Origin of the sequence: Cylindrospermum stagnale PCC 7417 (assembly GCF_000317535.1) — a bacterium.
Taxonomy (GTDB): Bacteria; Cyanobacteriota; Cyanobacteriia; order Cyanobacteriales; family Nostocaceae; genus Cylindrospermum; species Cylindrospermum stagnale.
On record NC_019757.1, the window covers coordinates 2368959 to 2391123 of the forward strand.

General features: G+C 43.4%; 19 protein-coding genes and 1 other RNA gene. 7 read left to right on the forward strand and 13 right to left on the reverse strand.

The window, feature by feature from the left end:
* Nucleotides 1-105: 105 nt before the first annotated feature.
* Nucleotides 106-3705: a pyruvate:ferredoxin (flavodoxin) oxidoreductase gene (gene nifJ / locus CYLST_RS09615; protein ID WP_015207524.1), complete on the reverse strand. Its 3600-nt coding sequence runs from the start codon at nt 3703-3705 to the stop codon at nt 106-108.
* Nucleotides 3706-4349: 644 nt separating this feature from the next.
* Between nifJ and CYLST_RS09620 the strand changes: the two genes are divergently transcribed.
* From CYLST_RS09620 to CYLST_RS09645, 6 genes are all read left to right on the forward strand, one after another.
* Nucleotides 4350-5231, forward strand: coding sequence for a TIGR02587 family membrane protein (locus CYLST_RS09620; RefSeq protein ID WP_015207525.1), 882 nt, complete (start codon nt 4350-4352; stop codon nt 5229-5231).
* Nucleotides 5228-5626: a TIGR02588 family protein gene (locus CYLST_RS09625; RefSeq protein WP_015207526.1), complete on the forward strand. Its 399-nt coding sequence runs from the start codon at nt 5228-5230 to the stop codon at nt 5624-5626. Before CYLST_RS09620 ends, CYLST_RS09625 begins: the two co-directional genes overlap by 4 nt.
* An 80-nt stretch (nt 5627-5706) precedes the next feature.
* Nucleotides 5707-6300: a carbonic anhydrase gene (locus CYLST_RS09630; RefSeq protein ID WP_015207527.1), complete on the forward strand. Its 594-nt coding sequence runs from the start codon at nt 5707-5709 to the stop codon at nt 6298-6300.
* Between the two features lie 170 nt (nt 6301-6470).
* The gene (locus tag CYLST_RS09635; RefSeq protein WP_015207528.1) at nt 6471-9524 is read left to right on the forward strand and encodes a PAS domain S-box protein; all 3054 of its coding nucleotides are present in this window, start codon (nt 6471-6473) and stop codon (nt 9522-9524) included.
* 64 nt (nt 9525-9588) lie between these two features.
* On the forward strand, nt 9589-10329 hold the full coding sequence (locus tag CYLST_RS09640) for a cytochrome c biogenesis protein CcdA (RefSeq protein ID WP_015207529.1): 741 nt from the start codon (nt 9589-9591) through the stop codon (nt 10327-10329).
* Nucleotides 10330-10332: 3 nt separating this feature from the next.
* Complete coding sequence (locus tag CYLST_RS09645; RefSeq protein WP_015207530.1) at nt 10333-11727, forward strand: cytochrome c biogenesis protein; 1395 nt, start codon at nt 10333-10335, stop codon at nt 11725-11727.
* A 209-nt stretch (nt 11728-11936) separates the two neighbouring features.
* Here the strand turns inward: CYLST_RS09645 and CYLST_RS09650 are convergent, their stop codons facing one another.
* From CYLST_RS09650 to CYLST_RS09675, 7 genes are all read right to left on the reverse strand, one after another.
* On the reverse strand, nt 11937-14000 hold the full coding sequence (locus tag CYLST_RS09650; RefSeq protein WP_015207531.1) for a caspase, EACC1-associated type: 2064 nt from the start codon (nt 13998-14000) through the stop codon (nt 11937-11939).
* 5 nt (nt 14001-14005) lie between these two features.
* A complete protein-coding gene (locus tag CYLST_RS09655) occupies nt 14006-14392 on the reverse strand; it encodes an ACT domain-containing protein (RefSeq protein ID WP_015207532.1) in 387 nt (128 codons plus the stop codon).
* A gap of 387 nt (nt 14393-14779) precedes the next feature.
* Nucleotides 14780-15190 carry a preQ(1) synthase gene (queF, locus tag CYLST_RS09660; RefSeq protein ID WP_015207533.1) on the reverse strand — a complete coding sequence of 137 codons (411 nt, stop codon included), beginning with the start codon at nt 15188-15190 and terminating at the stop codon, nt 14780-14782.
* A gap of 35 nt (nt 15191-15225) precedes the next feature.
* Nucleotides 15226-15627 (reverse strand): hypothetical protein, encoded by a 402-nt coding sequence (locus CYLST_RS09665; RefSeq protein WP_015207534.1) that lies wholly within the window; start codon nt 15625-15627, stop codon nt 15226-15228.
* 158 nt (nt 15628-15785) lie between these two features.
* Nucleotides 15786-16169 (reverse strand): phasin family protein, encoded by a 384-nt coding sequence (locus CYLST_RS09670; RefSeq protein WP_015207535.1) that lies wholly within the window; start codon nt 16167-16169, stop codon nt 15786-15788.
* A gap of 25 nt (nt 16170-16194) precedes the next feature.
* An RNA gene (ffs, locus tag CYLST_RS32580) (signal recognition particle sRNA small type) lies at nt 16195-16291 on the reverse strand.
* Nucleotides 16292-16328: 37 nt separating this feature from the next.
* Nucleotides 16329-16595, reverse strand: coding sequence for a YciI family protein (locus tag CYLST_RS09675; protein ID WP_015207536.1), 267 nt, complete (start codon nt 16593-16595; stop codon nt 16329-16331).
* Between the two features lie 93 nt (nt 16596-16688).
* On the opposite strand from CYLST_RS09675, the gene CYLST_RS09680 reads away from it, so the two are divergent.
* Nucleotides 16689-17231, forward strand: a complete 543-nt coding sequence (locus tag CYLST_RS09680) for a 2'-5' RNA ligase family protein (RefSeq protein ID WP_015207537.1) — start codon at nt 16689-16691, stop codon at nt 17229-17231.
* Here the strand turns inward: CYLST_RS09680 and CYLST_RS09685 are convergent.
* The 5 genes from CYLST_RS09685 to rcbX form a co-directional block, all read right to left on the reverse strand.
* Entirely contained in the window at nt 17228-17620 is a 393-nt protein-coding gene (locus tag CYLST_RS09685; RefSeq protein WP_015207538.1) for a carboxymuconolactone decarboxylase family protein, read from the reverse strand. The genes CYLST_RS09680 and CYLST_RS09685 overlap by 4 nt on opposite strands.
* A gap of 155 nt (nt 17621-17775) precedes the next feature.
* On the reverse strand, nt 17776-19023 hold the full coding sequence (locus tag CYLST_RS09690) for a RuBisCO small subunit-like domain-containing protein (RefSeq protein WP_015207539.1): 1248 nt from the start codon (nt 19021-19023) through the stop codon (nt 17776-17778).
* A gap of 644 nt (nt 19024-19667) precedes the next feature.
* The gene (locus CYLST_RS09695) at nt 19668-21035 is read right to left on the reverse strand and encodes a DNA methylase (RefSeq protein WP_015207540.1); all 1368 of its coding nucleotides are present in this window, start codon (nt 21033-21035) and stop codon (nt 19668-19670) included.
* A gap of 254 nt (nt 21036-21289) precedes the next feature.
* Complete coding sequence (locus CYLST_RS09700; RefSeq protein ID WP_015207541.1) at nt 21290-21619, reverse strand: ribulose bisphosphate carboxylase small subunit; 330 nt, start codon at nt 21617-21619, stop codon at nt 21290-21292.
* Nucleotides 21620-21664: 45 nt separating this feature from the next.
* Nucleotides 21665-22072 carry a RuBisCO chaperone RbcX gene (gene rcbX / locus CYLST_RS09705; RefSeq protein ID WP_015207542.1) on the reverse strand — a complete coding sequence of 136 codons (408 nt, stop codon included), beginning with the start codon at nt 22070-22072 and terminating at the stop codon, nt 21665-21667.
* Between the last annotated feature and the right edge of the window lie 93 nt (nt 22073-22165).

Genomic DNA, 22165 nt, shown 5'->3' on the forward strand with positions numbered 1-22165 from the left:
GGTAATAGTTAAAATCAGGATTTAATGATGAAAGGATGATGAGGATTAATAATAATTATTAAATTAATCCTGCTAATCCTCTAATCTTCTAAATCCTGATCTCAATTACCTATTTGCCAAATATTGATACATTTGCCAGCGTGCATCTACTTCTGCTTGGGCTTGTGATAATAAATGTTTGGCAACTTCTGGCTTACTCTTGGTGAGCATTTTGAAGCGGTTTTCTTGGTACATTGACTGCTCGACCGACTGAGTAGGTGCTTTCATATCCAATTGTAAGGGATTTTTTCCCTGTGTCTGCAAATCGGGATTATAGCGATACAGCAACCAACGCCCTGATTCTGTCAATGCTTTTTGGTGATTCATTCCTGTGGTCATGTTGATGCCGTGGGCGATGCAATGGCTGTAAGCAATAATTAATGATGGGCCGTTGTAGGCTTCTGCTTCTAAAAATGCCTTGAGAGTATGTTCATCTCTAGCACCTAATGCTACACTTGCTACGTAAACATTTCCGTAGGTCATGGCAATCAAACCAAGGTCTTTTTTAGACGCAGGCTTGCCACCAGTGGCATATTTAGCGACTGCTGCCCTTGGGGTGGCTTTGGAAGCTTGACCGCCAGTGTTAGAATAAACCTCAGTATCCATCACCAGAATGTTGACGTTGCGGCCAGTGGAAAGTACATGATCGATACCGCCAAAGTCGATGTCATAAGCCCAACCGTCACCACCAACAATCCAAACGCTTTTTCTTACCAAATAGTCTGCAAGGGATTTGAGATTTTGGATTTTCGCCTTTAAATCATCATTTTGTAGAAACGTTGCATGTAACGTCTCTACAGAGGTTAATAGTTTTGCTACTCGTTCTCGCTGTTCCCAAATGTCAGCTTCAGATTTTTGTTCGGCTTTGAGGATAGAGTTGACCAGGTTTTCATCTAATTCACCGCTTAATTGTTGTAGCAGTTCTGTGGCAAATTCGGCTTGTTTGTCTAGGGAGAGACGATAGCCAAAACCAAATTCGGCGTTATCTTCAAAGAGGCTATTTGACCAAGCGGGGCCGCGTCCTTCGGCGTTTTTTGTCCAGGGGGTGGTGGGTAAATTGCCGCCGTAGATTGAGGAACAGCCGGTAGCGTTGGCAATCAGGGCGCGATCGCCAAATAATTGCGATAATAACTTTAGATAAGGTGTCTCACCACAACCAGCACAAGCGCCAGAAAATTCAAACAACGGTTCTTGCAGTTGTTGTTGGCGAATCTGGTTTAATTTCAACTCTCGTCGGTCAGGATTGGGCAAACTTAAGAAGAAATCCCAGTTTTTTCGCTCTTGTTCCCCTACACCACCCGTACAATCTGCCATATTAATCGCCTTTAGCGATCGCTCAGATTTATTTTTGGCTGGGCAGACATTTACACAAATAGCGCACCCTGTGCAGTCTTCTGGTGCCACCTGAATAGTAAATTTTTGGTTAGCAAAGTCCTTGTCTTTAGCAGCGGTTGACTTAAAGGTTATGGGTGCATTCGCTAACTCAGCCGGTTGATAAGCTTTGGCACGGATGGCGCTATGGGGACAAACCATCACACATTTACCGCACTGAACGCAGACATCAGCATCCCACACAGGTATCTCTGCCGCCACGTTGCGTTTTTCCCATTTGGCGGTACCACTAGGAAAGGTGCCATCAGCGGGTAATGCACTCACTGGTAAATCATCACCTTCCCAAGTCATGATTTTACCCAAAACTTCCCGCACAAATTCTGGGGCGCTGATGGAAAGAGAATTTGGGATTTTGGGGAGAAAATTCGCCCCATATTTCAGCTTGACTTCATGCAAATTTTCTAGGGTGTTGTCTACCGCTTGCAAGTTCATCCGAATAACTTCTGGGCCTTTTTTGCCATAAGTCTTTTCAATCGCTTGTTTAATTTTGCTAATTGCTTCTTTTTGTGGCAATACCCCCGCTAAAGCAAAGAAACACACCTGCATAATCGTGTTAATCCGTCCGCCCATACCACTATTCCGGGCAACTTCGCTGGCGTTGATTACGTAAAATTTGAGTTGCTGATCAATAATTTGCTGCTGCACTCTCAGCGGCAGATGTTCCCAAACCATATCTGCGTTGTATGGACTGTTGAGTAAAAAAGTTGCTCCAGGAACAGCAGCTTTCAATATATCTATGCGTTCGATAAATCCCCAGTGATGACAACCAATAAAGTTAGCTTGGTCTATGAGGTAGGTGGAGTGAATTGCTTGGGGTCCAAAGCGCAGGTGAGAAACGGTCATTGAGCCAGATTTTTTGGAATCATAGACAAAGTAACCTTGGGCGTTGTTGTCGGTTTCTTCGCCAATAATCTTAATGGAATTTTTGTTTGCGCCTACGGTACCATCAGAACCTAAGCCGTAGAACATTGCCCGGACAACGTTATCTGCTTCGGTGGAGAATTTGGCATCAAAGTTGAGGGATGTGTAAGAAACATCGTCATTGATGCCGATGGTAAAGTGGTTTTTGGGTTTGATTTGGGCAAGATTATCGAAGATGCCCTTCACCATTGCGGGGGTAAATTCTTTGGAAGAAAGACCATAACGCCCACCGACAACTTTAGGAGGGCTGATTTCTGAGTCAAGGTTGAGGAGAATTTGCGCCATCTGCTGGTCTCCCCAGGCTTCATATAAAGCTGTAACTACATCTAAATATAATGGTTCGCCGGCGCTACCTGGTTCTTTGGTGCGGTCAAGAACGGCGATCGCTTTTACACTAGCAGGTAATGTGGCTACAAAGCTTTGGACATCAAAGGGGCGGTACAGTCGCACTTTGACTAAACCGACTTTTTCCCCTTGGTGATTGAGGTAATCTACGGTTTCTTGGACGGCTTCACAACCGGAACCCATAATCACAATCAAGCGTTCAGCATCCGGTGCGCCGTGGTATTCATATATTTTGTAATATCTACCGGTGCGATCGCCAAATTGATCCATAATTTTCTGGACAATGGCGGGACAAGCTTGGTAGTAAAGGTTTGCACCTTCGCGAGATTGAAAGTAAACATCAGGATTTTGAGCCGTACCGCGCAATACTGGACGGTCTGGAGTTAAAGCACGGGAACGGTGGGCGGATATTAGAGATTGGGGAATAAGCTTGAGCAAATCTTCATCTGACAACAGTTTAACTTTTTGTACTTCATGGGATGTTCTGAACCCATCAAAGAAGTGCATAAACGGCACCCGCGCTTCTAAAGTCGCTGCATGGGCTATCAGGGCAAAATCTTGACTTTCCTGCACCGAAGCCGAACACAGCAAGGCCCAGCCAGAAGCACGCGCTGCCATCACATCACTATGATCACCGAAAATTGATAAAGCGTGAGTTGCTAAAGAACGCGCCGCCACATGAATTACAGCGCTAGTCAGTTCACCAGCAATTTTGTAGAGGTTCGGGATCATCAATAATAATCCCTGAGACGCGGTGAAAGTTGTACTCAAAGCACCCGTTTGCAATGCCCCATGCACAGCAGCAGCAGCGCCGCCTTCACTTTGCATCTGGGTGACACTGGGAACAGTACCCCAAAGGTTAGGACGACCTTCACTCGCCCAAGCATCCGCCCATTCGCCCATTGCTGAAGAGGGGGTAATGGGATAAATGGCAATCACCTCATTTAACTTGTAAGCAACACGGGCAACAGCTTCATTGCCGTCAATGGTTGCGAAGGTTTTGTGCATCATTTTTCTCCCTGTCTCACTTTTTAGCGATCGCTTGGTTGTCTAAACTGGATGAAGAGAACCCGTGAAGAGCAGAATTAGATATAGCCAAAGCCAGTCAGGAAGTGTATTATATCTTCTACATTAGTGTTGAAAATTAAATATTTAAAATCAAGACGCCACATCTGTTAGATAATTTGACTTGACGACTTTTGGCTATTAATTTAACTCTCAACAAATACTTCATAGATTATTCTCTCACCACGAACTTTCTATCTATAGATCAGCATTAATAATCTACTCAAAGATAAAAGTCATTGCCTGAAAAGGGTTTGAGAAGTTTTAGGATTTTTTCTGGGGTATAGGTTCGGGAAGAGAGCGATCGCCACATTATATTGATATCAGGCAAATCACCCATAATCTAGAAACGTTGTATGCAAAGTCTCTAGGACTTACGCATTGACAAAATGTTGGGTATGTGAATACAAGTCTACCTGCTGTTTAAGTTGTTCTAACCCACATTCCACACTTTATTTTGTAACATATATACAAGTATTAAAACTATTAATACAGGTAAGATTAGCAATACTATCCCCTAAGAATGAGCCACAGTCACAGACACTTTGGTAAAATTCCCATACTTAATCATCAGGTACATATTAGTAGTGGCTAAAAAACGTTATAAAAATACTTGGAGACAAGAAATAAATGATATTTTGCGTGGTACTTGTGGAGGTTTTTTATTTGGTATTCCACTAATATATACTATGGAAGTATGGTGGATTGGCTCCCTAGCAAAACCAAGATTGATTTTAGTAGCGATGGCCTTAATGTTTATTGTAGTTTTTTTACTCAATTATACAGAGGGTTTTCGTAAACGCAGAAATAACTGGCGAGTTGATGAAGCAGTCATAGATACTGTAGAGGCAATGGCAATTGGATTTGTTTGTTCTGCATTTATGTTGTGGTTATTGCAAGAAATTACGCCAGAAACATCCTTGAGAGAATCCCTGGGTAAAGTTGTATTTGAAGGTCTACCATTTACCCTAGGTGTGGCATTAGCCAACCAGGTTCTCCAAGAAGGTAATCAAGATAATTCATCAATCACCCAGAAAGGTAACGATAACAGCAAACATACGCCAAACGGTTGGCATGCCACATTTGCTGATTTAGGTGCAACTCTCATTGGTGCAATTGTGATTGCCTTTAATATTGCACCAACCGATGAAGTTCCTATGTTAGCAGCTGCAATTTCACCCCCTTGGTTATTGGCGTTAATGGCTGCATCTTTAGTGATTTCCTACGCTATTGTCTTTCAAGCTGGTTTTTCAGACCAACAAAAACGCAGACAGCAAAAGGGGATTTTTCAGCGTCCATTAAGTGAAACTACCATATCTTATTTAGTATCTTTGCTAGCAAGTGTAGTAATGCTGTTTTTTTTCCAAAAATTAACTTTTGCAGACCCATGGATGATGTGGTTAGAACATACTTTAGTATTGGGATTACCTGCAACTATTGGCGGCGCGGCGGGTAGGTTAGCAATATGATGGAAACAGAACCAGAAGCAGAACGTTCTCTAGCTGAGTGGATAACATTCGGGATTGCTTTATCTATTCTCGCAGTCGTGATTAGCTTAGTAGGGTATATGTGGCTAAATGAAAAAAATCAACCTCCTATTTTGTCGGTGCATAAAAAACAAATAATTCGAGAAATTGATGGTAATTTTTATGTTCCCTTTGAAATAGTTAATACTGGTGGTGAAACTGCTGAATCAGTGCAAATTATTGCTGAGTTACAAATTGCTGATAAAGTTGTTGAAACAGGAGAGCAACAAATTGATTTTTTGTCTGATGGCGAAAAGGAAGAAGGAGCATTTATATTTAGCCAAAATCCGCGTCAGGGGCTATTAACTGTGCGGGTTGCTAGCTATAAGTTGCCGTAATCCAATTGAAAAGCACAGATAAAACTTGACTCACCAGCGAGGTAAAATTATTTGGAGCCCCCTAAATCAACCGAGAAAAAATGAAGCCTACTATCAATCTTTGCCAAATTGGCCGCTGTCTTTGTAGCCAAACAGACTTTAGTCGCCGACACTTTCTGAAATCTCTCCTCCCCGGAGCAGTAGCCTTAACTGTTCTGCAATCAGCCGCACCGGCTAAAGCCGCAACTCATCAAGCGAAAGCTTTAGTGCTCAGTTGTATCGACTTTCGGTTTATGACAGCCGAGCGGCGGTTTCTAGCGGATAAAAATTTACGTGAGGAGTATGACTGGACAGCTTTAGCAGGTGCTTCCCTGGCTGTAACTGGGTTTCCTCATCCATCTGATGCCGAAGCGTTTTGGGATCAGCTAGATATATCTTATCAACTTCATCATATTAATAAAGTAATTATTCTCGACCATCAGGACTGTGGTGCTTATGCAATGATGATTGACGCCAATTTAAGTAAAAATCCAGAGCGAGAGTTACAAGTACATACAGATTATCTGAATCGAGCTTATTGGTCAATTCGCGATCGCTATCCCAACCTGGAAGTTGAGCTTTATTTTGCTCCTCTCAACCAAACGCAATTCCAAGCCATTTTGCCAAAGCCTAAAAATTATAGCAGTCCTGTTTGATTGACGAACACCTCCTGTGAGAGCCGGATTCTGAAAAGTTCTGGTTCTGGCATCTCATTAAGGAGGATTGCTATAACAGTTCAGCGTAATTGTCTCAGTGCCCGTAACAAACCTGGAACAAATCACCATAAAAGAGGTAAAACAGATATCCTAATTTCAGGAGAGAAACTGTGAATTCTGATGTGAAAGCAGATATAACTGACAATTTCTTCACTGGTGATCACGAGATAAGTATGCCCATGCCTGAAGAGGAAGCAGCAGATACAAGCTTAGATCACATTCTGTCTACGATCAACGAGCAGTTTTTAGCACTAGACCGCAAGTGGCGCTATACCTATGTTAATGATGTAGTAGTAAAAGTTGTCGGAATTCCTCAGCAAGACCTACTGGGTAAGTGTATTTGGGAATTGTTTCCAGATCTGGTAGAAAGTCAGTTTTACGCAGAAGTACATCGTGCAGTAACAGAGCAAAAATCTATCCAATTCCAGCAGTTTTATGATTCCAATCAGCGTTGGTTTGAGAACCGTATCTACCCTTCAGCACATGGAGTATCAGTCTTTCTTGCGGATATCACCGAGCGCAAGCAAAATGAGGAGAGGTTAGCGAGACAAGCTGCATCGGCGGCATTACGAGAGAGTGAGGCGCGGTTTCGATTGCTAGCTGAGAATTCATCTGATATTATTTCGCTGCATACAGTAGATGGAATTCTTTTGTACATTTCACCTGCCTGCTACACAATCTTAGGCTACGAACCTGAGGAAATAGTAGGTAGTGCTAGTAGTGAGTTAGTTCACCCAGATGACCTAGCTAATTTTGCTATTAGCTACCCAGTTAATGCAGATTTACCGAATACTTATACCATTACTCATCGTGCTCGACACAAAAACGGACAGTATATCTGGATGGAAGCAACTGTCAGAGCTATCCGCGATTCGCAAACTCAAGAAATTTTAGAAATTCAATCATCCTCAAGAGATATTACTGAGCGTCAGCGAAATCAGGAGAGGCAGAGCTTTCTGGCTGAAGCTAGCGATATTTTAGCTTCATCATTAGAGTACGAGATCACTTTAAATAGCGTAGCTCGTTTGGCGGTGAGAGCGATCGCAGATTGGTGCGTAGTTGATATTGTCGCTGACAATCAATCAACTTGTCGGGTTGCAGTTGCCCATGCTGATTCGTCGAAACAGGAATTAGTAGAACATCTACGAAATTTTCCTCTGAATTTGGCACAATCTGGCGGTATTGCTGAGGTAATCAGCACAGGCAAGTCACAACTTGCCGCTGTTGTCTCTGCCAACCAGATGCAATCATCAGCTATTGATATTGAATACTTAAAACTTCTGCAACAGCTAACTCCGAAATCTGGAATGTGTGTACCACTCATCGCCCGTGGGCAGGTTTTGGGGACTATTACTTTAGTGTCTTCAGATGATCATCGTAGTTATGACAGTAATGACCTGATGTTAGCCGAAGAACTAGCGCGTCGTGCTGCTATAGCCGTTGATAATGCTCGACTTTACCAAGAAGCACAGTATTCCCAACAGGTGGCGGTGCAAGCTGCATCTCGCACAGCTCGTCTTCAAGCTGTTACCGCTGCACTTTCTGAATCTTTAACCCCAACACAAGTTGCTGAAGTTATCGCCCAGCAAGGTATGGAAAGCTTGGGGGCTAAATCTGCTCTAGTCGCATTACTTACCGAAAATTCCACCGAACTGGAAATTGTGCGGGCAATTGGTTACAAACAGGAATTAGTAGATGCTTGGCGTCGATTCTCGATCAATGCATCTGTACCACTGGCAGAGGCAGTCAGAACCGGCCAGCCTATTTGGCAAGAGCCAGAAATCACACGGGTTGCTCGTTATCCACATCTGGCTAAGTTTTATGCTCAACATAATTACAACCATTGGATTTCAATTCCACTGATGGTCAAGGGACGAGCCGTCGGGGGAATGTCTCTAAGTTTCACAGAAAATCAGGAGTTTAACCAAAATGACCGTGCTTTAGTGTTGGCACTGGCACAACAGTGTGCTCAGGCGATTGAACGCGCCCGTTTATACGAGGCAGAGCAAATTGCCAGAGAAACAGCAGAAGCCACCAATCGAATTAAAGATGAGTTTTTGGCAGTTCTTTCTCACGAATTGCGATCGCCACTCAATCCGATTCTAGGTTGGGCAACGCTGCTTCGCAAACAAAAGTTAGACGCCAAAACAACTGACCGCGCTTTAGAAACCATCGAGCGCAATGCCCAAGTACAAACCCAATTAATTGAAGACTTACTAGATGTTTCCCGGATTCTACAGGGTAAACTGAGCCTGAATATCTACCCAGTTAATCTAACATCAACAATTCAAGCCGCATTGGAGACAGTCCGTTTGTCTGCTGAGGCTAAATCAATTAAAATACACACCACCTTTGAACCCAATCTAGGGAAAGTTCTGGGTGACTCCAGCCGATTGCAGCAAATTTTCTGGAACCTGTTGTCAAACGCTGTCAAATTCACACCGGGCGGGGGACGGGTGGATATTTGCTTAGAACGCATCGACTCTTTTGCCCAGATTGTAGTTAAAGATACGGGCAGGGGAATTAATCCGGAATTCCTACCCTATGTGTTTGACTGCTTCCGCCAAGAAAACAGCACCACAACAAGAAAGTTTGGCGGCTTGGGTTTAGGGCTAGCCATTGTCCGGCAATTAATTGAACTGCATGGGGGAACAGTCGAGGCAAAAAGCGAGGGTGAAGATCAGGGGGCAACTTTTGTCGTTAGGCTACCCCTAATGCCGATGCAACCACAGCCTCCCAGAGAAAGTACAAAGTCTGAATCATCCCCAGATTTGAATGGTGTCAAGGTTTTAGTCGTGGATGATGATACTGATACGCGGGAGTTTATTGTCTTTTTGCTAGAGCAGGAACAGGCAAATGTGATTGCCGTCCCGAATGCTAGGGAGGCACTAGCTGCCTTAACCCAGTATCTACCAGATATACTGCTCTCGGATATTGGCATGCCAGACTTTGATGGATATATGTTGATCAGCCAAGTGAGAAAGCTGACACCGGGGGAGGGTGGGCAGATTCCCGCAATTGCCTTGACTGCCTATGCCGGGGAAATCGACCGAGAACGAGCGTTTGAAGCGGGTTTTCAAGGCCATGTTTCTAAGCCAGTCGATCCTGATAATTTAGTTAAGGCGATCGCAAATTTACTCCAACAGACAAAACCCCCTCTCTGACACATAAGCCGCCCAAAATAAGCTAAAATTCAATCAGAGTAAGCATTTCCGCTCATGAATACCCATGCTTGAGACCCTGCAAACCCGAATTTACGAACTAGAACAATTCGCCAATACCCTTGTCTCTAACCAACTGACACACCTCAGCGTCGTTAGCATTGGCGTCATTTTTGTAGCTGGCTTGCTTACCAGCCTCACCCCCTGTATGCTTTCTATGCTGCCAATTACCATCGGCTATATCGGCGGTTATGAAGCAAAAAGCCGTCTACAAGCCGCTGCCCAATCAACCTGGTTTGCTTTGGGATTAGCAACTACATTGGCAGGGATGGGAATTATAGCAGGTTTAGTTGGTAAAGTCTACGGTCAAGTAGGAATTGGTTTACCAATTATTGTCAGCATCATCGCCATCCTCATGGGGTTGAACTTATTAGAAGCACTACCTCTGCAATTTCCATCCCTGGGTGAAACAAATTGGATTTCCCCAGATTTACCGACAGGACTGCGTTCCTACTTAATCGGACTAACTTTCGGTTTAGTCGCTTCCCCTTGCAGTACGCCTGTTTTAGCCAGTTTACTCGGTTGGGTTGCCAATACACAAGATTTAATTTTAGGCGCTGTGCTGCTACTTTCCTACACAGCCGGATATGTTGCGCCCTTAATTTTGGCAGGTACTTTTACTGCTTCCATTAAAAAGCTATTGGAATTGCGCCGCTGGTCTGGTTGGATAAACCCAGTTAGTGGCGTGCTGTTGGTCGGATTTGGTGTATTTTCCTTAATTTCTCGCATTCCCCTGGGAAGTTTTTAACTAATGACTTCAGAAAATTCAGCGTCTCAAGAATTAAGTTGGTGGTTAGTACCTGGGCGGTACTTGCGGCGGGAGATATTACCTGTACTCACAAATCTAAAATTAGCGATCGCCCTTTTGCTGATTATCGCCCTCTTCAGCATCAGCGGCACCGTCATCGAACAAGGTCAATCACCCGCATATTACCAATCTAACTACCCAGAACATCCCGCCCTCTTTGGTTTCCTAAGTTGGAAGGTAATTCAGGTAGTCGGTTTAGACCATGTATATCGCACCTGGTGGTTTCTCTCCTTACTCATCTTATTTGGCACTAGCTTAACTGCCTGCACTTTTACCCGCCAATTACCAGCTTTAAAAGCTGCCCAACGTTGGAAATATTACGAAGAACCCCGGCAATTTCAAAAATTAGCTTTGAGTGCAGAACTCGATACCGGTTCCCTCAATGCCCTCACCCCAATGTTGCAGAAGCAGCGTTATAAAATTTTTCAAGAAAAAGATGATATACTTTATGCCCGTAAAGGCTTAGTCGGACGGATCGGCCCGATAATTGTCCATATTGGCATCGTCACAATCCTCCTAGGGGGAATTTTGGGGGCAATGACAGGGTTTGTCGCTCAAGAAATGGTTGCCAGCGGCAATACATTTGAAGTGAAAAATATCATTGATGCTGGCCCTTGGGCATCTAAAGACATTCTCAAAGATTGGTCGTTGCGAGTTAATCGGTTTTGGATTGACTACACACCCACAGGGGGAATTGACCAGTTTTATTCAGATATGTCTGTGTTGGATAAAGAGGGAAAAGAAGTTGACCACAAGAAGATTTTTGTCAACGAACCTCTGCGCTACAATGGCGTAACTTTCTATCAGACTGATTGGGGAATTGCCGGCATTAAAGTCCAATTTAACAAAAGCCCAATTATTCAGCTACCGATGGCACAATTGAACACCAACGGTAAAGGCAGAATTTGGGGAACTTGGATTCCCACGAAACCGGATTTGAGTGAAGGTGTTTCTGTTCTAGCAAAAGACTTGCAAGGCATGGTGTTGATTTATGATGCTCAAGGTAAGCTGACTAGTACTATCCGTGCGGGGATGTCTGCGAAAATCAATGGCGTCAATTTAACAATTCACGAAGTCGTCGGTAGCACTGGCTTACAAATTAAAGTTGACCCCGGTATACCCTTGGTTTACGGCGGTTTTGCCTTGCTAATGCTGGGTGTGGTGATGAGTTATTTCTCTCATTCCCAAATTTGGGCTTTGCAAAAAGGCGATCGCTTGTATATTGGTGGTAAGACCAATCGCGCCCAAGTGGCTTTTGAGCGAGAGGTGTTGCAGATTTTAGATCAGTTGAGTTCCCAGCCAGCAACCCCAACAGCGAACTTGGTCACGCAGAAGTAACAATATCCCAATTGTACCAACACGCATACGCGGTAAAGGCACAGTTAAAAGGGCGGTTAGAAACCGCGTCTACACAGGCAAAACCCACACTTCGGCAGGCTCAGTGACCACCTCCGTGGGTTTCAAACCCTCAATTTTTCCTTAGTCCACGGAGGTGGACTTTGTTTGTGTAGCCGCGAATTCCATTCGCCCTGGCTCTTTTGCTAAGTCTACGCAGCAGAACACGCAACCCGAAAACCGTTGAAGGATTTCCTGTCGCCCGCATAGAAGTCGAGCCGAAACGCCGAACGGCAATAGCGAGGAATGCCGAACCAAGAACTACCGCGCAGCATCCGATTATCATTATCGTTTGCCCACACGCTACCGTCAGTTGGCGCATCTATATAATTTTTGTGCCACCCATCTTGGCACCATTCCCATACATTACCATGCATATCGTATAAACCGAAAGCATTGGGCGGAAATTTTCCTACATCTGTTGTTTGCTCAAGATATTTACCTTTTGAACCCGAACCGTAAATGTAGTTACTATTGTAATTGGCTAACTCAGTGGAAATAGTTTCACCAAAATAAAACGGGGTAGTAGTTCCCGCCCGACAAGCATATTCCCATTCTGCTTCACTGGGTAAGCGATATATTTTCCCTGTCTTGTGAGACAGTCTGGCACAAAACTCTATTGCATCATTCCAAGACACCTGTTCAACAGGTCGGTTAGCCCCTTTAAAATGAGATGGGTCTGAATTTAAATCAATTTTCACCTTTGGTAAAGCCGCAACTACTTTCCATTGACTCTGAGTTACAGGATATTTCCCCAGGAAAAAGGGTTGAATGGTGACTTTATGTTGTGGACTTTCATTATCTCTTCGTTCTAGCTCATTCTCTGGGGAACCCATGAAAAATTGACCCCCAGGAATCGCCACCATATCCAGAATCACACCATTACCCAAGTCTTCTGTGAAAAACTCCGCTTTTCCCCGACGACTATTAATAATTTTCCCCTGACCATTCACAGTCACCACATCAAATTCAAACTGATTCGCTAAACTCTCCCCACTCTTAACTTCCCCCCTCCCCGTTTGCGGAGATGAGTTGATGGAAGTAGCGTTATTAATGTCCCCCCTCACCGTTTGCGGAGATGAGTTGATGGAAATATCGTGATTAATTTCCCCCCTCCTCGCTTGCGGGGAGGGGTTGGGGGTGGGGTCTTTTTCCTGACCAATTAACCGTTTTTCAATTGGTGCTACATCTTCATCCCTCAACCCTAAATGTTGCTGATAATCTCTCAAATCATTAAGGGTTCTTTCACTCAACCTTCCCTCATCTTCAATTGCTTCCATCAGCGTCGCTTCATACTCTTCCAACTTCCGCTGATATTCCCTATACGGTTGTTGAACTTCAGCTTCAATCGCATCAGCAACCTCAGGAGCGATATTCAAAGTGAGACGTAAAGAATTCAACAGACGACGGGCAATTACGTTAAACTTACCCTGATTAATTCGCCGTTCCACTTCCTGACGATACTTTAGTTTAGGGTCATCCTTGGGCGACTTTGCCAGAAAAATCCGATAACCATCCTTAAAAGGATAGAATTCTGGTGTCATTGCTGGCGATGCTTCTCTCACCTTGCTGCTAGCGTACCCATGCAACTCATCCACCGCAATCAAACCATCTCCATCTTTGTCCGCTGCACCGTTCTCAATTCCCTCAACTAGGTAGTGAGTGTAAACCGAAAGTTCCAACCCTTCCTGCTCAAATGCATATTGTGTAGAAGTAGCAGCGGTGAGAATTGCTCTTCCCTCACCCCCTAAATGCTGTTCCAGGTTGATGGTACCGCTATCTTTAGCTGTCAAACCTTTCGCAAAAGCAGCACTAAAGCAGCAATCTAAAATTACCACCATTCGCCTTGACTTACTTTGGTTCATCCAAAGATGTACATTTCTCGCGGCTACGGCTGTGGTTGGTCTTAGTTTTCCCCCATCTTTCCGGGTGAAGCGAGTGGAGAAGTAAAAATCACCTGTGTCCTCAGTTATGCCATGTCCAGAGAAATACAAAAGCAGCAAATCTTCTTTTTGGCGATTGGCATACAACTCATAAATAGCATCTTCCATTACCTGGCGTTGGGGATTTTTCAACACCTCAGCCTTGTCGAAGCCTCCCATTTCTGGGTTTAACAATACTCGCTGCATTGCTTCGACATCATTAACAGCGTTTGGTAGTGGCGGTAATTCTGGCTCATACTCGCTCACCCCTATCAGCAATGCTATCTTCGCCATCTAGATTATTTAGTATTTTTCAGAAAATCTTGGGCTTGCTGCATCGCGAATTCAAACTCCACTCGACTACTGGCTTCGAGGTTGAGTTCTCTACCATCAGGGGCTTTCAATACCAGTTTAATTGGTTTGTTGCTAAAGCGATCGCCTAAAAACCCAAACAAAGTTTTGATATTCGCTGGATTAACCTCTGCACTTAACAACCCCCACAAAAAGCCACCTAAAGCTTTTGCATTCTCTGGAGTTTGTGCAACTTTTACCAACTCTACGTTTTCTACTCCATCCACTTCTTCTAGCTGCGGGCGTAAATTCTCTGCTGCTGTTTGCAATTCATCATTGTCTGAACTCAACGCAGCCAGAGAAATCGTTACCTGTACATTAGAAGTAGTTGCCATCTGGAGCGTCCGAGTAGTATTAATAGTTTCTAGAGAAGATTATATACGTAATCGAACAGTGCAAACAAAACCTCACCCTGGTTATGCTACGCACAACCTGTCCCTCTCCTTGTGAAGGAGAGGGATGTCCGTTAGGACAGGGTGAGGTTTTTTAAGGCTTTTGGATAATCGGATAACTTGTGTGTACACCGTGGCCTTGCAGGGAAGAGGATTTGCTGCAAACAAAACCTCACCCTGGTTATGCTACGCAAAACCTGTCCCTCTCCTTCGCAAGGAGAGGGATGTCTGTTAGGACAGGGTGAGGTTTTTCAAGGCTTTTGGATAATCGGATAACTTGTGTGTATACCTTGGCCTTGCAGGGAAGAGGATTTGCGGTTAAAATCTCCCCTACTTCTGATGCTTTACCTCTACAACCGTATGCACATTCCCACGGGGAGTAAAATCTGTTTTCACCGTTACTGCCAACGGGTCACAAGCGGCGACAAAATCATCTAAAATTTGATTAGCGGTTTCTTCGTGAGAAATATAGCGATCGCGATAACTATTAATATAAAGTTTCAGCGCCTTTAATTCCACCACCCGCTCATCAGGCACATAGCTAATGTAAATCGTCGCAAAGTCAGGATAACCAGAAAACGGACATTTACAGGTAAATTCCGGCAAGGTAATATTAACGTCATATCGCCTACCCACGCGCGGATTTGGAAAAGTAATTAGTTGTCCTTCTGCAATCTCGCGTTCGCCATACTTCATTTCTTGGCTTGGCTGGGATAAAGTTTCCGGTGAGGAGTTACTCATAAGTTAGTCAAGGAAAATACAGATATTCACCACTATTAACTTAACTCCTTCTCCCAGTCGGGACAACTCTGATCATCCCAGCCGTGGGGATGCATTCCACAAACTAACAAGTTACCACCATAAACTTGACCGTGGTAGTTACTGCAACCGATGCAAGCAGGATTTTTTTCTAGTGTAGCTTCAACTTCGTAAGGAAAACCCGGATCTCCATCTGTCACGACTTCTTCCAGTTCCCAGTAAATTTCCAAAATTGGTTCTGCCCATTCTTGTAAATACTGGTCAACTTCAGTGACAATATTCTTTTGTAATTCCTCGGTTATTTCTTCAGTTAACTCAAAAAAGGCATCTACCGCATCACCCATATCTAGGAAGAAGCGGTCTACCTCACCAGCCACCGTTTCGATCATCTCAATTAAATCTTTTTGCCACTGTTCCATAAATTTGCCGCCTTTACTGGCTATAAACAGGACGCTCAGTGCTACCTGGCTTGAAGCACTAGAGAACACCCTAGGCAATGTATATTAAACCAGTTTGTGTGATTGCGCCGATTACAAAGTGCCGACCTTTGCTGATGCTCAGGGTAAAAAATCGCTTTTTACTGATCCCGTTGCAGTCGATTTAACTCATCTCGCAGTTCTAGCACTTGTTGGCGTAGTTGGTCTACATTATCCGGTGCGGTGTTTTTCACCGTTGGTTCTTCGTCATCTTCTAAGATTTCGATGCGGCGAGGTTCAGAAGGGGATGTTTTTTCTGGGGTTTCAGCAGATGTTTGGGGCTGTTGGGCTTGTTTCATCATGTCTTCGACGAAGCGGCGGGCTTCATCTGTGTTCATTTCGCCTTTTGCCACCATTTCATCCGCCAGCTTTTGGACTTGCGATCGCACTTCGGCTAATTTTCCCCCTGCTTTCTCACCCGCGTAAGAAGCTAACCCGACACCGAGGTAAAAAGCTTTTTGAACAAGATCTCCAAAACCAGGCATTGCTGCTGACTGCTCCTACAAATAGGGCGACCCGGAGACTACGCCTACCACAAGCATCCCGTATTGCTGCTACCTTCCGGTCCTGACAAAGTTTGGGCGTTGAGATCGCATAGATCCAGGTCTGCTAACAGTATAACACCAAAACTCAGTTTGTGTGTGTTATTCAACAACAATTCGCCATTCATAAAGCTGATAATCGACACAACCGTTGTGTACCAATGGATCACGAGCCACTATCGCTTCAGCTTCATCCATTGATGCCGCCTCAAACAGTAGCATCCCACCTCGGTGCTGCGCCCAATAACCTGAACTTGCTTTGTGTCCTTTGGCAATCAACTCTTGAACATAAGCTTTATGGGCGGGGACATATTGGTCAAAGGTGGGTTTATCCACTTTGCCTTCTTCAATCTTTACAAACCAAGGCATATCGATTTTAGATTTTAGATTGGGATTGAGATCAAATAATTGGCTCCTTTATAGCCGCCTCATTTTAACCCGAATCCCCAAATCCCAAATCGAATGAGCCGCTTTTTCATCGCCCTCTTACCACCACAAGACATTCAAGACTACGCCAACCAAGTCAAGCAGCATTTTGCCGAACAGTATGCCAGTTGCGGCGCACAAAAGTCTCCACCCCACATTACTCTGCAACCGCCCTTTGAATGGGCAGATGCCAACGTTTCAGTTCTAGAATCATCCCTCAAAGAGTTTGCCAGTGGGCAACAATCAGTATCAATTACACTCAGCGGGTTTGATGCCTTTGCCCCTCGCGTCATCTACATTAATGTGGTTAAAAGTCAAGCACTTCTAACTTTGCAAGCAAATTTAATGGCGTATTTGGCAAGGACTCTGGGAATTGTTGATCAAGTTTCTCAAAGCCGTCCCTTTGCACCCCACATGACAGTGGCGTTTCGGGACTTAACAAAGCGCAACTTTCACGCTGCTTGGCCAGAATTTCGGCAACGTCAGTTGCATTTTGAATTTACGGCTGATAATTTAACGCTACTGCTTCACGATGGTAAACGCTGGAATATCAAATCGGAGTTTTCTTTTTTGTTCTAGGTTTTAAAGACCTCATCCACCGGAATCTGATAGCCGTTAGCTAGGCGATTAGTCATATTTGCTGTAGCTGCGATCGCCAACAATTCACCTAACATAGTATCACTCATCCCCTTAGCACGAGCCGCCGCCGTGTGTGAGGCGATGCAGTAATCACAACCATTTGTCACACTCACGGCGATGTAAATCAGTTCGCGCATCAGTGGATCAATTTCACCAGGACTAGCCATCACTTCCTTCAATGTTTCCCAGGTTCGCCGCAGAGTCGGGGGATGGTTGGCGATAGATTTCCAGAAGTTATTGATATATTCAGTTTGGCGGGTGGCGCGGATGTCGTCATATACGGCACGCACTTCGTCGCTGGCTTCTTCGTATTCAATCAACTTGGTCATATTTCTATTTAAATTAGTTTCGCAGTAATTCCGGGAACTCCAACAAATAAATTATCCAATAAACTAGGCGGGCTAGAAGCCCACCCCACAAGAGCTAGTGGCATATTTTTTTACTTGGAAGTCCCTTACTCAGGGCGCGGGACGCCATTTTCGCCTCAATTTTTCCCATCCGGACGCTGAATAATCGTCTCTATCACCCGCCGCTTCGCCTTGGGATCAATTCCTACCAAACGCACATACTCACCGCTATATTCCGCCAAACAAGATTCTAAAGTTGATATGGCATCTGAATGTGCATCAATGTGGCTATTAGTGCAACTTTGCCAAGAACCCGTGCGGAAACGGCGGGCATCTACGTGTTCAATGCCAATTTTGTAACCTTGAGCCAGTATTTGCCGGATTTGTTCTTGTGTCTCTAAGGTTAAATGGCTATTCGATGCTTCCGGTTTTGGAAATCCATTAGTTGACGGTTGGCTAACTGGTGTCTCAGCAGCAGGTGACGCAGCTTGATAACTTCTGCCTCTATTTAAGCGATTGTAATCATCAACTAAATGGGAAGTTTCCACCCGTTGTTGTTCGCCTACTATCAAGTTACCAGCCTCGATTAAGTGAGACAGACTGAAATCCGGCTTTTTAAACTCCGGTGGCTTTTCTGCGCTGTTTACCACACGCAACGAAACCCGCTCAAAACCAACCTGGTGAATGAATTCACGGATTTGTTCGTCATAAATGCGCGATCGCAAAGCGCTAAAAAAGTCAACGGACTGATTGATAAAAGTATCAACTAGCTGTTCAACTTGCCGCTGTGAAAGTCCATCTTCCGCAAAAATCCCGCCGACAATCCCCACCTTGTCATCTCGGCTGGGTTCCCAGTAAAATTTCTCCATCCGTCCATCCCGAATTAACGGCGCATAGAGAGTAGAAAAATCGTTTCCTGTGACAATAATCGGCACACGATGCAAAGGCGTAGAGTCATAACTTCCAGGTAACTGCACATCTGTAGGATTATCAGCAATATTCATCAGAGTGGCATTTACCAACTGAGTATTTACAGTATACTGAGTACCTTCATCAAAGCGTCCCGCACCCGCATCTAAATCGTTAATCATCAGCACACACATTTTGCCGCGCACTTTGATCAGTTCTGCCGTTTCCCGATAGCGCAAACGAATCAAACGCGCTGGATCTCCCGCATCTGGACTTTCCAATTCTCCACCAGATATCTGAGTCACCTCGATACCCATTTTCTCAAAAACTAACTCACATTGAAAAGTCTTACCCTCACCTTTACGTCCATGAATCCCCAAAATCAAAGGAACTCGCACACCAGGGAGTTGCAAGAAGTTTTTGGTGATATGAACGCCAAGTTTATCGAGAAAGCGGGGAGCAATATAGTAACTCATAAAATTCTCACTAGCTAGGACTTATCAAGTATGATGTTAAGTTTTTTCGGGTCTGTATTACAGAATATTCGTGAAAATATTCTAAGAGGATGTTTGAAAAGTTATTTGTGATAAATATAACACTCGTAGATCCCCCTAAATCCCCCTTAAAAAGGGGGATTTTAAGAGTTTATTGCCCCCCTTTTTAAGGGGAGCCACTGCGTTGGACGGGTTTCCCGGCTTAAAGCAAGTGGCGTGGGTTGGGGGGATCTCGATCAATTTTGATACTTTTCAAACATCCTCTAAACTCGACTTTATCCATTTTTACGAACCCCAAAACCTGACGCAGAAACTCTTATGGGACGATAGTTTTAGTTTTTGTACTTGAACAAAAATCAGTGACATAGAAAAAGTATTTGCTAAAAAGCCAGGGTTTTTGCCGGGTAAGGAAAACCAATTTCTTAATTTTGGATAAAGTCGAGCTAAAGGGGCATCAAAAAATTTAATTAGGAATACGGGAGTTAACTCGACAACAAGTTGATTATCTTTAGATGATCATAATCTCGCCACTGAGTGCTGCTTTAATTAGTTCAACCAAGTGTATAGATGTTTTATCGATAATCACTTGCTGCATAAGTAGCACCTGACAATAACCAAAATTTAAATCAATGTTTTTGTATGACTACGATTGTATCATGTTTGATAGTTCCAGCCCAATTAACATTTCTGGGGATATTCAACTTACGATTTTTCAACAAAAGGTGAAATCTGAAAACTTCTTGAAAACCGATAGTAGCCGCAAACTCAGTTAGCGAATCAGCAACAGGAATATCAACTCCACAAATTCGACTAAAATCACCCACAGCAAAGCAGTAATGACCACCAGCTTTTAGTTTATGATAACAACTATAAAAATGTTGCTTCATATCCATAAAATACTTATATACTACCCTCGCTCTCAACTGATTTTGTCCTTTACTAGCTTGATATTTTTCTCCAGTAAATATCTCTGCAATTAAATTATCAAGATACTTATAACCTGTTTGTCCCAACTGTTTATAGTTTGAGCTAGAAATTCTTTCAGTTCCAATTTCCTTTGAATATAAATCCAATCTGTCTTGATTACTCTTCACAAAATCTAGCCAATGTAGCTCAAATTTAGAAGCCCAAACATAATCAATTGCATTAATATAGGGAGGAGATGTCACAACGGCATCACATAACCAATCTCCATCTAAATTACGTGCATCTTGTGACGATACTTCTCTGGTACAAGAATTATCCCAACTTAACTGATGCCAGTCTGCGAGAGCTTCTATAATTTTATCAAGATAATATTTAAAATATTTAAAAACATCTGCACGAGTTCTTGTAGGTGTTTCTTTAACACTAGAACGACGTGCTGCTAATATCATACCATCATTCATATCAGAGCATTTTCTGACAGTTGATGCAAAAGCGAGTAGTAAAACAGGTTGATAAGCTGGTTTTGATGAAAATATTCTGTTTTTTATAATTTCCAAACCTTCTTGTACTGGCTTCTGAAACCAAAAGTCTTTATTACTAAAATCAACGCTGTTAATCACACTCTTCTCAAGATTGGCATCTGCAACAATTTTGTAGGACTCCTCTAAGATATCAATTAGCGGTAGACGAGTAGTTTTAACTCTGCAAATTAACTGACTAAGAGGGTTGTTATCCGACCAAACAACGTTTCTGCCTAGTTTCAAAGCCTCGATAATGCTAGTTCCTGAACCTGCAAACGGTTCTAAGATGACTTCACCTTTAGATGTATATTTTTGTAAAAACCAAGATGGTATTTCAGGAATCGTTTTTGCGGGTTGAAAGCCAAGGGAGTAAACCTTTAAAGGTGAAAGTCTATCAAGAGAAATATATGCCCCATTTGGTAAATCAACTGGGATAGTATTCTTGACATCCATATAGGATGTCAAGCTTTGTAAACTGCTATTTACAGCAGAGGATATTTCCGGTGGGTTATTGTCAGTAAAAATCGATAGCTGATTAGCGTTCATATATTATTATTTCAATATGATTGCTACTTATAGCATCTAAAGATTGCTTCTAAGTCAAGCTTAATGCTGCATTAAAAGAGTTATTTATTAAATAATTACCACTTTTAGCTTTGTGTGTGCTACTCAACCTACAATTCTATTCTCCAACAAAAACTTAAAACAAACACTCAGCTAACCTCCATATCTAAAAAAAGAGAGATAGACAACTCTACCTCTCTTATTAATTCATGAAATTACTATTAGCTCATCAGCTTTTAGTATTTGTTGGGTTTGTGAACAAGGAAGCTGAGAACTTGGCACTGCTTGATGTTGTCAAAACCCACAACGCGGATATAGCAGTTGTTGAATTGAGAACGGCATCCTTGAACTTCGCCCAATACTTCTTGAGTAGATTTAGCGCCGAACAAAGGTAGCTTCCACATTGTCCAATATAATTCTGTTGGTTCAGAAGTTTCATTGAACTCAATTGCTGGAATGTAACCTTGATTCAAAATGTACTGAATCTGCTTGGCAATTTGAGCGTCAGACAGGGGGGGCAGATAAGATAGGGTTTCGTAACGACGCTCTTTTGGTAAAGTTTGCATAGCTGTTGATAAGGTAGTGCGATTGTTTACTATTAGATTGATCGACTAATTGGATAAGTTATCCAAATTCGGGTTTGAGATTGTCTGCTGTTCTGATTCTGGACTGGGGTTTGACAAATTAATTTGCGTGACCCGTTCTAGATGCTGGCGACGTTGTTCCATATTGGCTTGCTGAATGCCAGTGCGAACCATTTCCGGTAAGAAATCAGTAACTTCCGCCGCTATGTGCTCCCTGACAGTCATAATCCGCAATGCCAAATCTGACTTTTCTCGAAACAGTTCGTCAATATAAGCCTCTCCATCCTGGACTTTGCCAGCAGAAAAGTTATGCAGCCAAAGCGCTAATGGAGGATTTGTTTCGTCTAGTTGTGCCAGTACCGTCCTTAGCGCCTGATAAGTCAAGTAGCTTTGGAGAGTCTTGGCTGTGTCCTTCGCAATTTGCTTTAGATTCATGCTTGACCCCAGCCCACAAAAGTTAAGAATTATGAGTTACGAGTTATGAATTAATTTAACTCTTCACTCTATAACTCTTAACCCTTAACTCAG

Coding starts and splice junctions, on each gene's coding strand:
- CYLST_RS09650 (WP_015207531.1), bottom strand. CDS start 14,000: ATGGCGAAGATAGCATTGCTGATAGGGGTGAGCGAGTATGAGCCAGAA.
- CYLST_RS09700 (WP_015207541.1), bottom strand. CDS start 21,619: ATGCAAACTTTACCAAAAGAGCGTCGTTACGAAACCCTATCTTATCTG.
- CYLST_RS09685 (WP_015207538.1), bottom strand. CDS start 17,620: ATGACCAAGTTGATTGAATACGAAGAAGCCAGCGACGAAGTGCGTGCC.
- CYLST_RS09640 (WP_015207529.1), top strand. CDS start 9,589: ATGCTTGAGACCCTGCAAACCCGAATTTACGAACTAGAACAATTCGCC.
- nifJ (WP_015207524.1), bottom strand. CDS start 3,705: ATGCACAAAACCTTCGCAACCATTGACGGCAATGAAGCTGTTGCCCGT.
- CYLST_RS09645 (WP_015207530.1), top strand. CDS start 10,333: ATGACTTCAGAAAATTCAGCGTCTCAAGAATTAAGTTGGTGGTTAGTA.
- rcbX (WP_015207542.1), bottom strand. CDS start 22,072: ATGAATCTAAAGCAAATTGCGAAGGACACAGCCAAGACTCTCCAAAGC.
- queF (WP_015207533.1), bottom strand. CDS start 15,190: ATGAGTAACTCCTCACCGGAAACTTTATCCCAGCCAAGCCAAGAAATG.
- CYLST_RS09625 (WP_015207526.1), top strand. CDS start 5,228: ATGATGGAAACAGAACCAGAAGCAGAACGTTCTCTAGCTGAGTGGATA.
- CYLST_RS09630 (WP_015207527.1), top strand. CDS start 5,707: ATGAAGCCTACTATCAATCTTTGCCAAATTGGCCGCTGTCTTTGTAGC.
- CYLST_RS09695 (WP_015207540.1), bottom strand. CDS start 21,035: ATGAACGCTAATCAGCTATCGATTTTTACTGACAATAACCCACCGGAA.
- CYLST_RS09655 (WP_015207532.1), bottom strand. CDS start 14,392: ATGGCAACTACTTCTAATGTACAGGTAACGATTTCTCTGGCTGCGTTG.
- CYLST_RS09665 (WP_015207534.1), bottom strand. CDS start 15,627: ATGGAACAGTGGCAAAAAGATTTAATTGAGATGATCGAAACGGTGGCT.
- CYLST_RS09675 (WP_015207536.1), bottom strand. CDS start 16,595: ATGCCTTGGTTTGTAAAGATTGAAGAAGGCAAAGTGGATAAACCCACC.
- CYLST_RS09680 (WP_015207537.1), top strand. CDS start 16,689: ATGAGCCGCTTTTTCATCGCCCTCTTACCACCACAAGACATTCAAGAC.
- CYLST_RS09670 (WP_015207535.1), bottom strand. CDS start 16,169: ATGCCTGGTTTTGGAGATCTTGTTCAAAAAGCTTTTTACCTCGGTGTC.
- CYLST_RS09690 (WP_015207539.1), bottom strand. CDS start 19,023: ATGAGTTACTATATTGCTCCCCGCTTTCTCGATAAACTTGGCGTTCAT.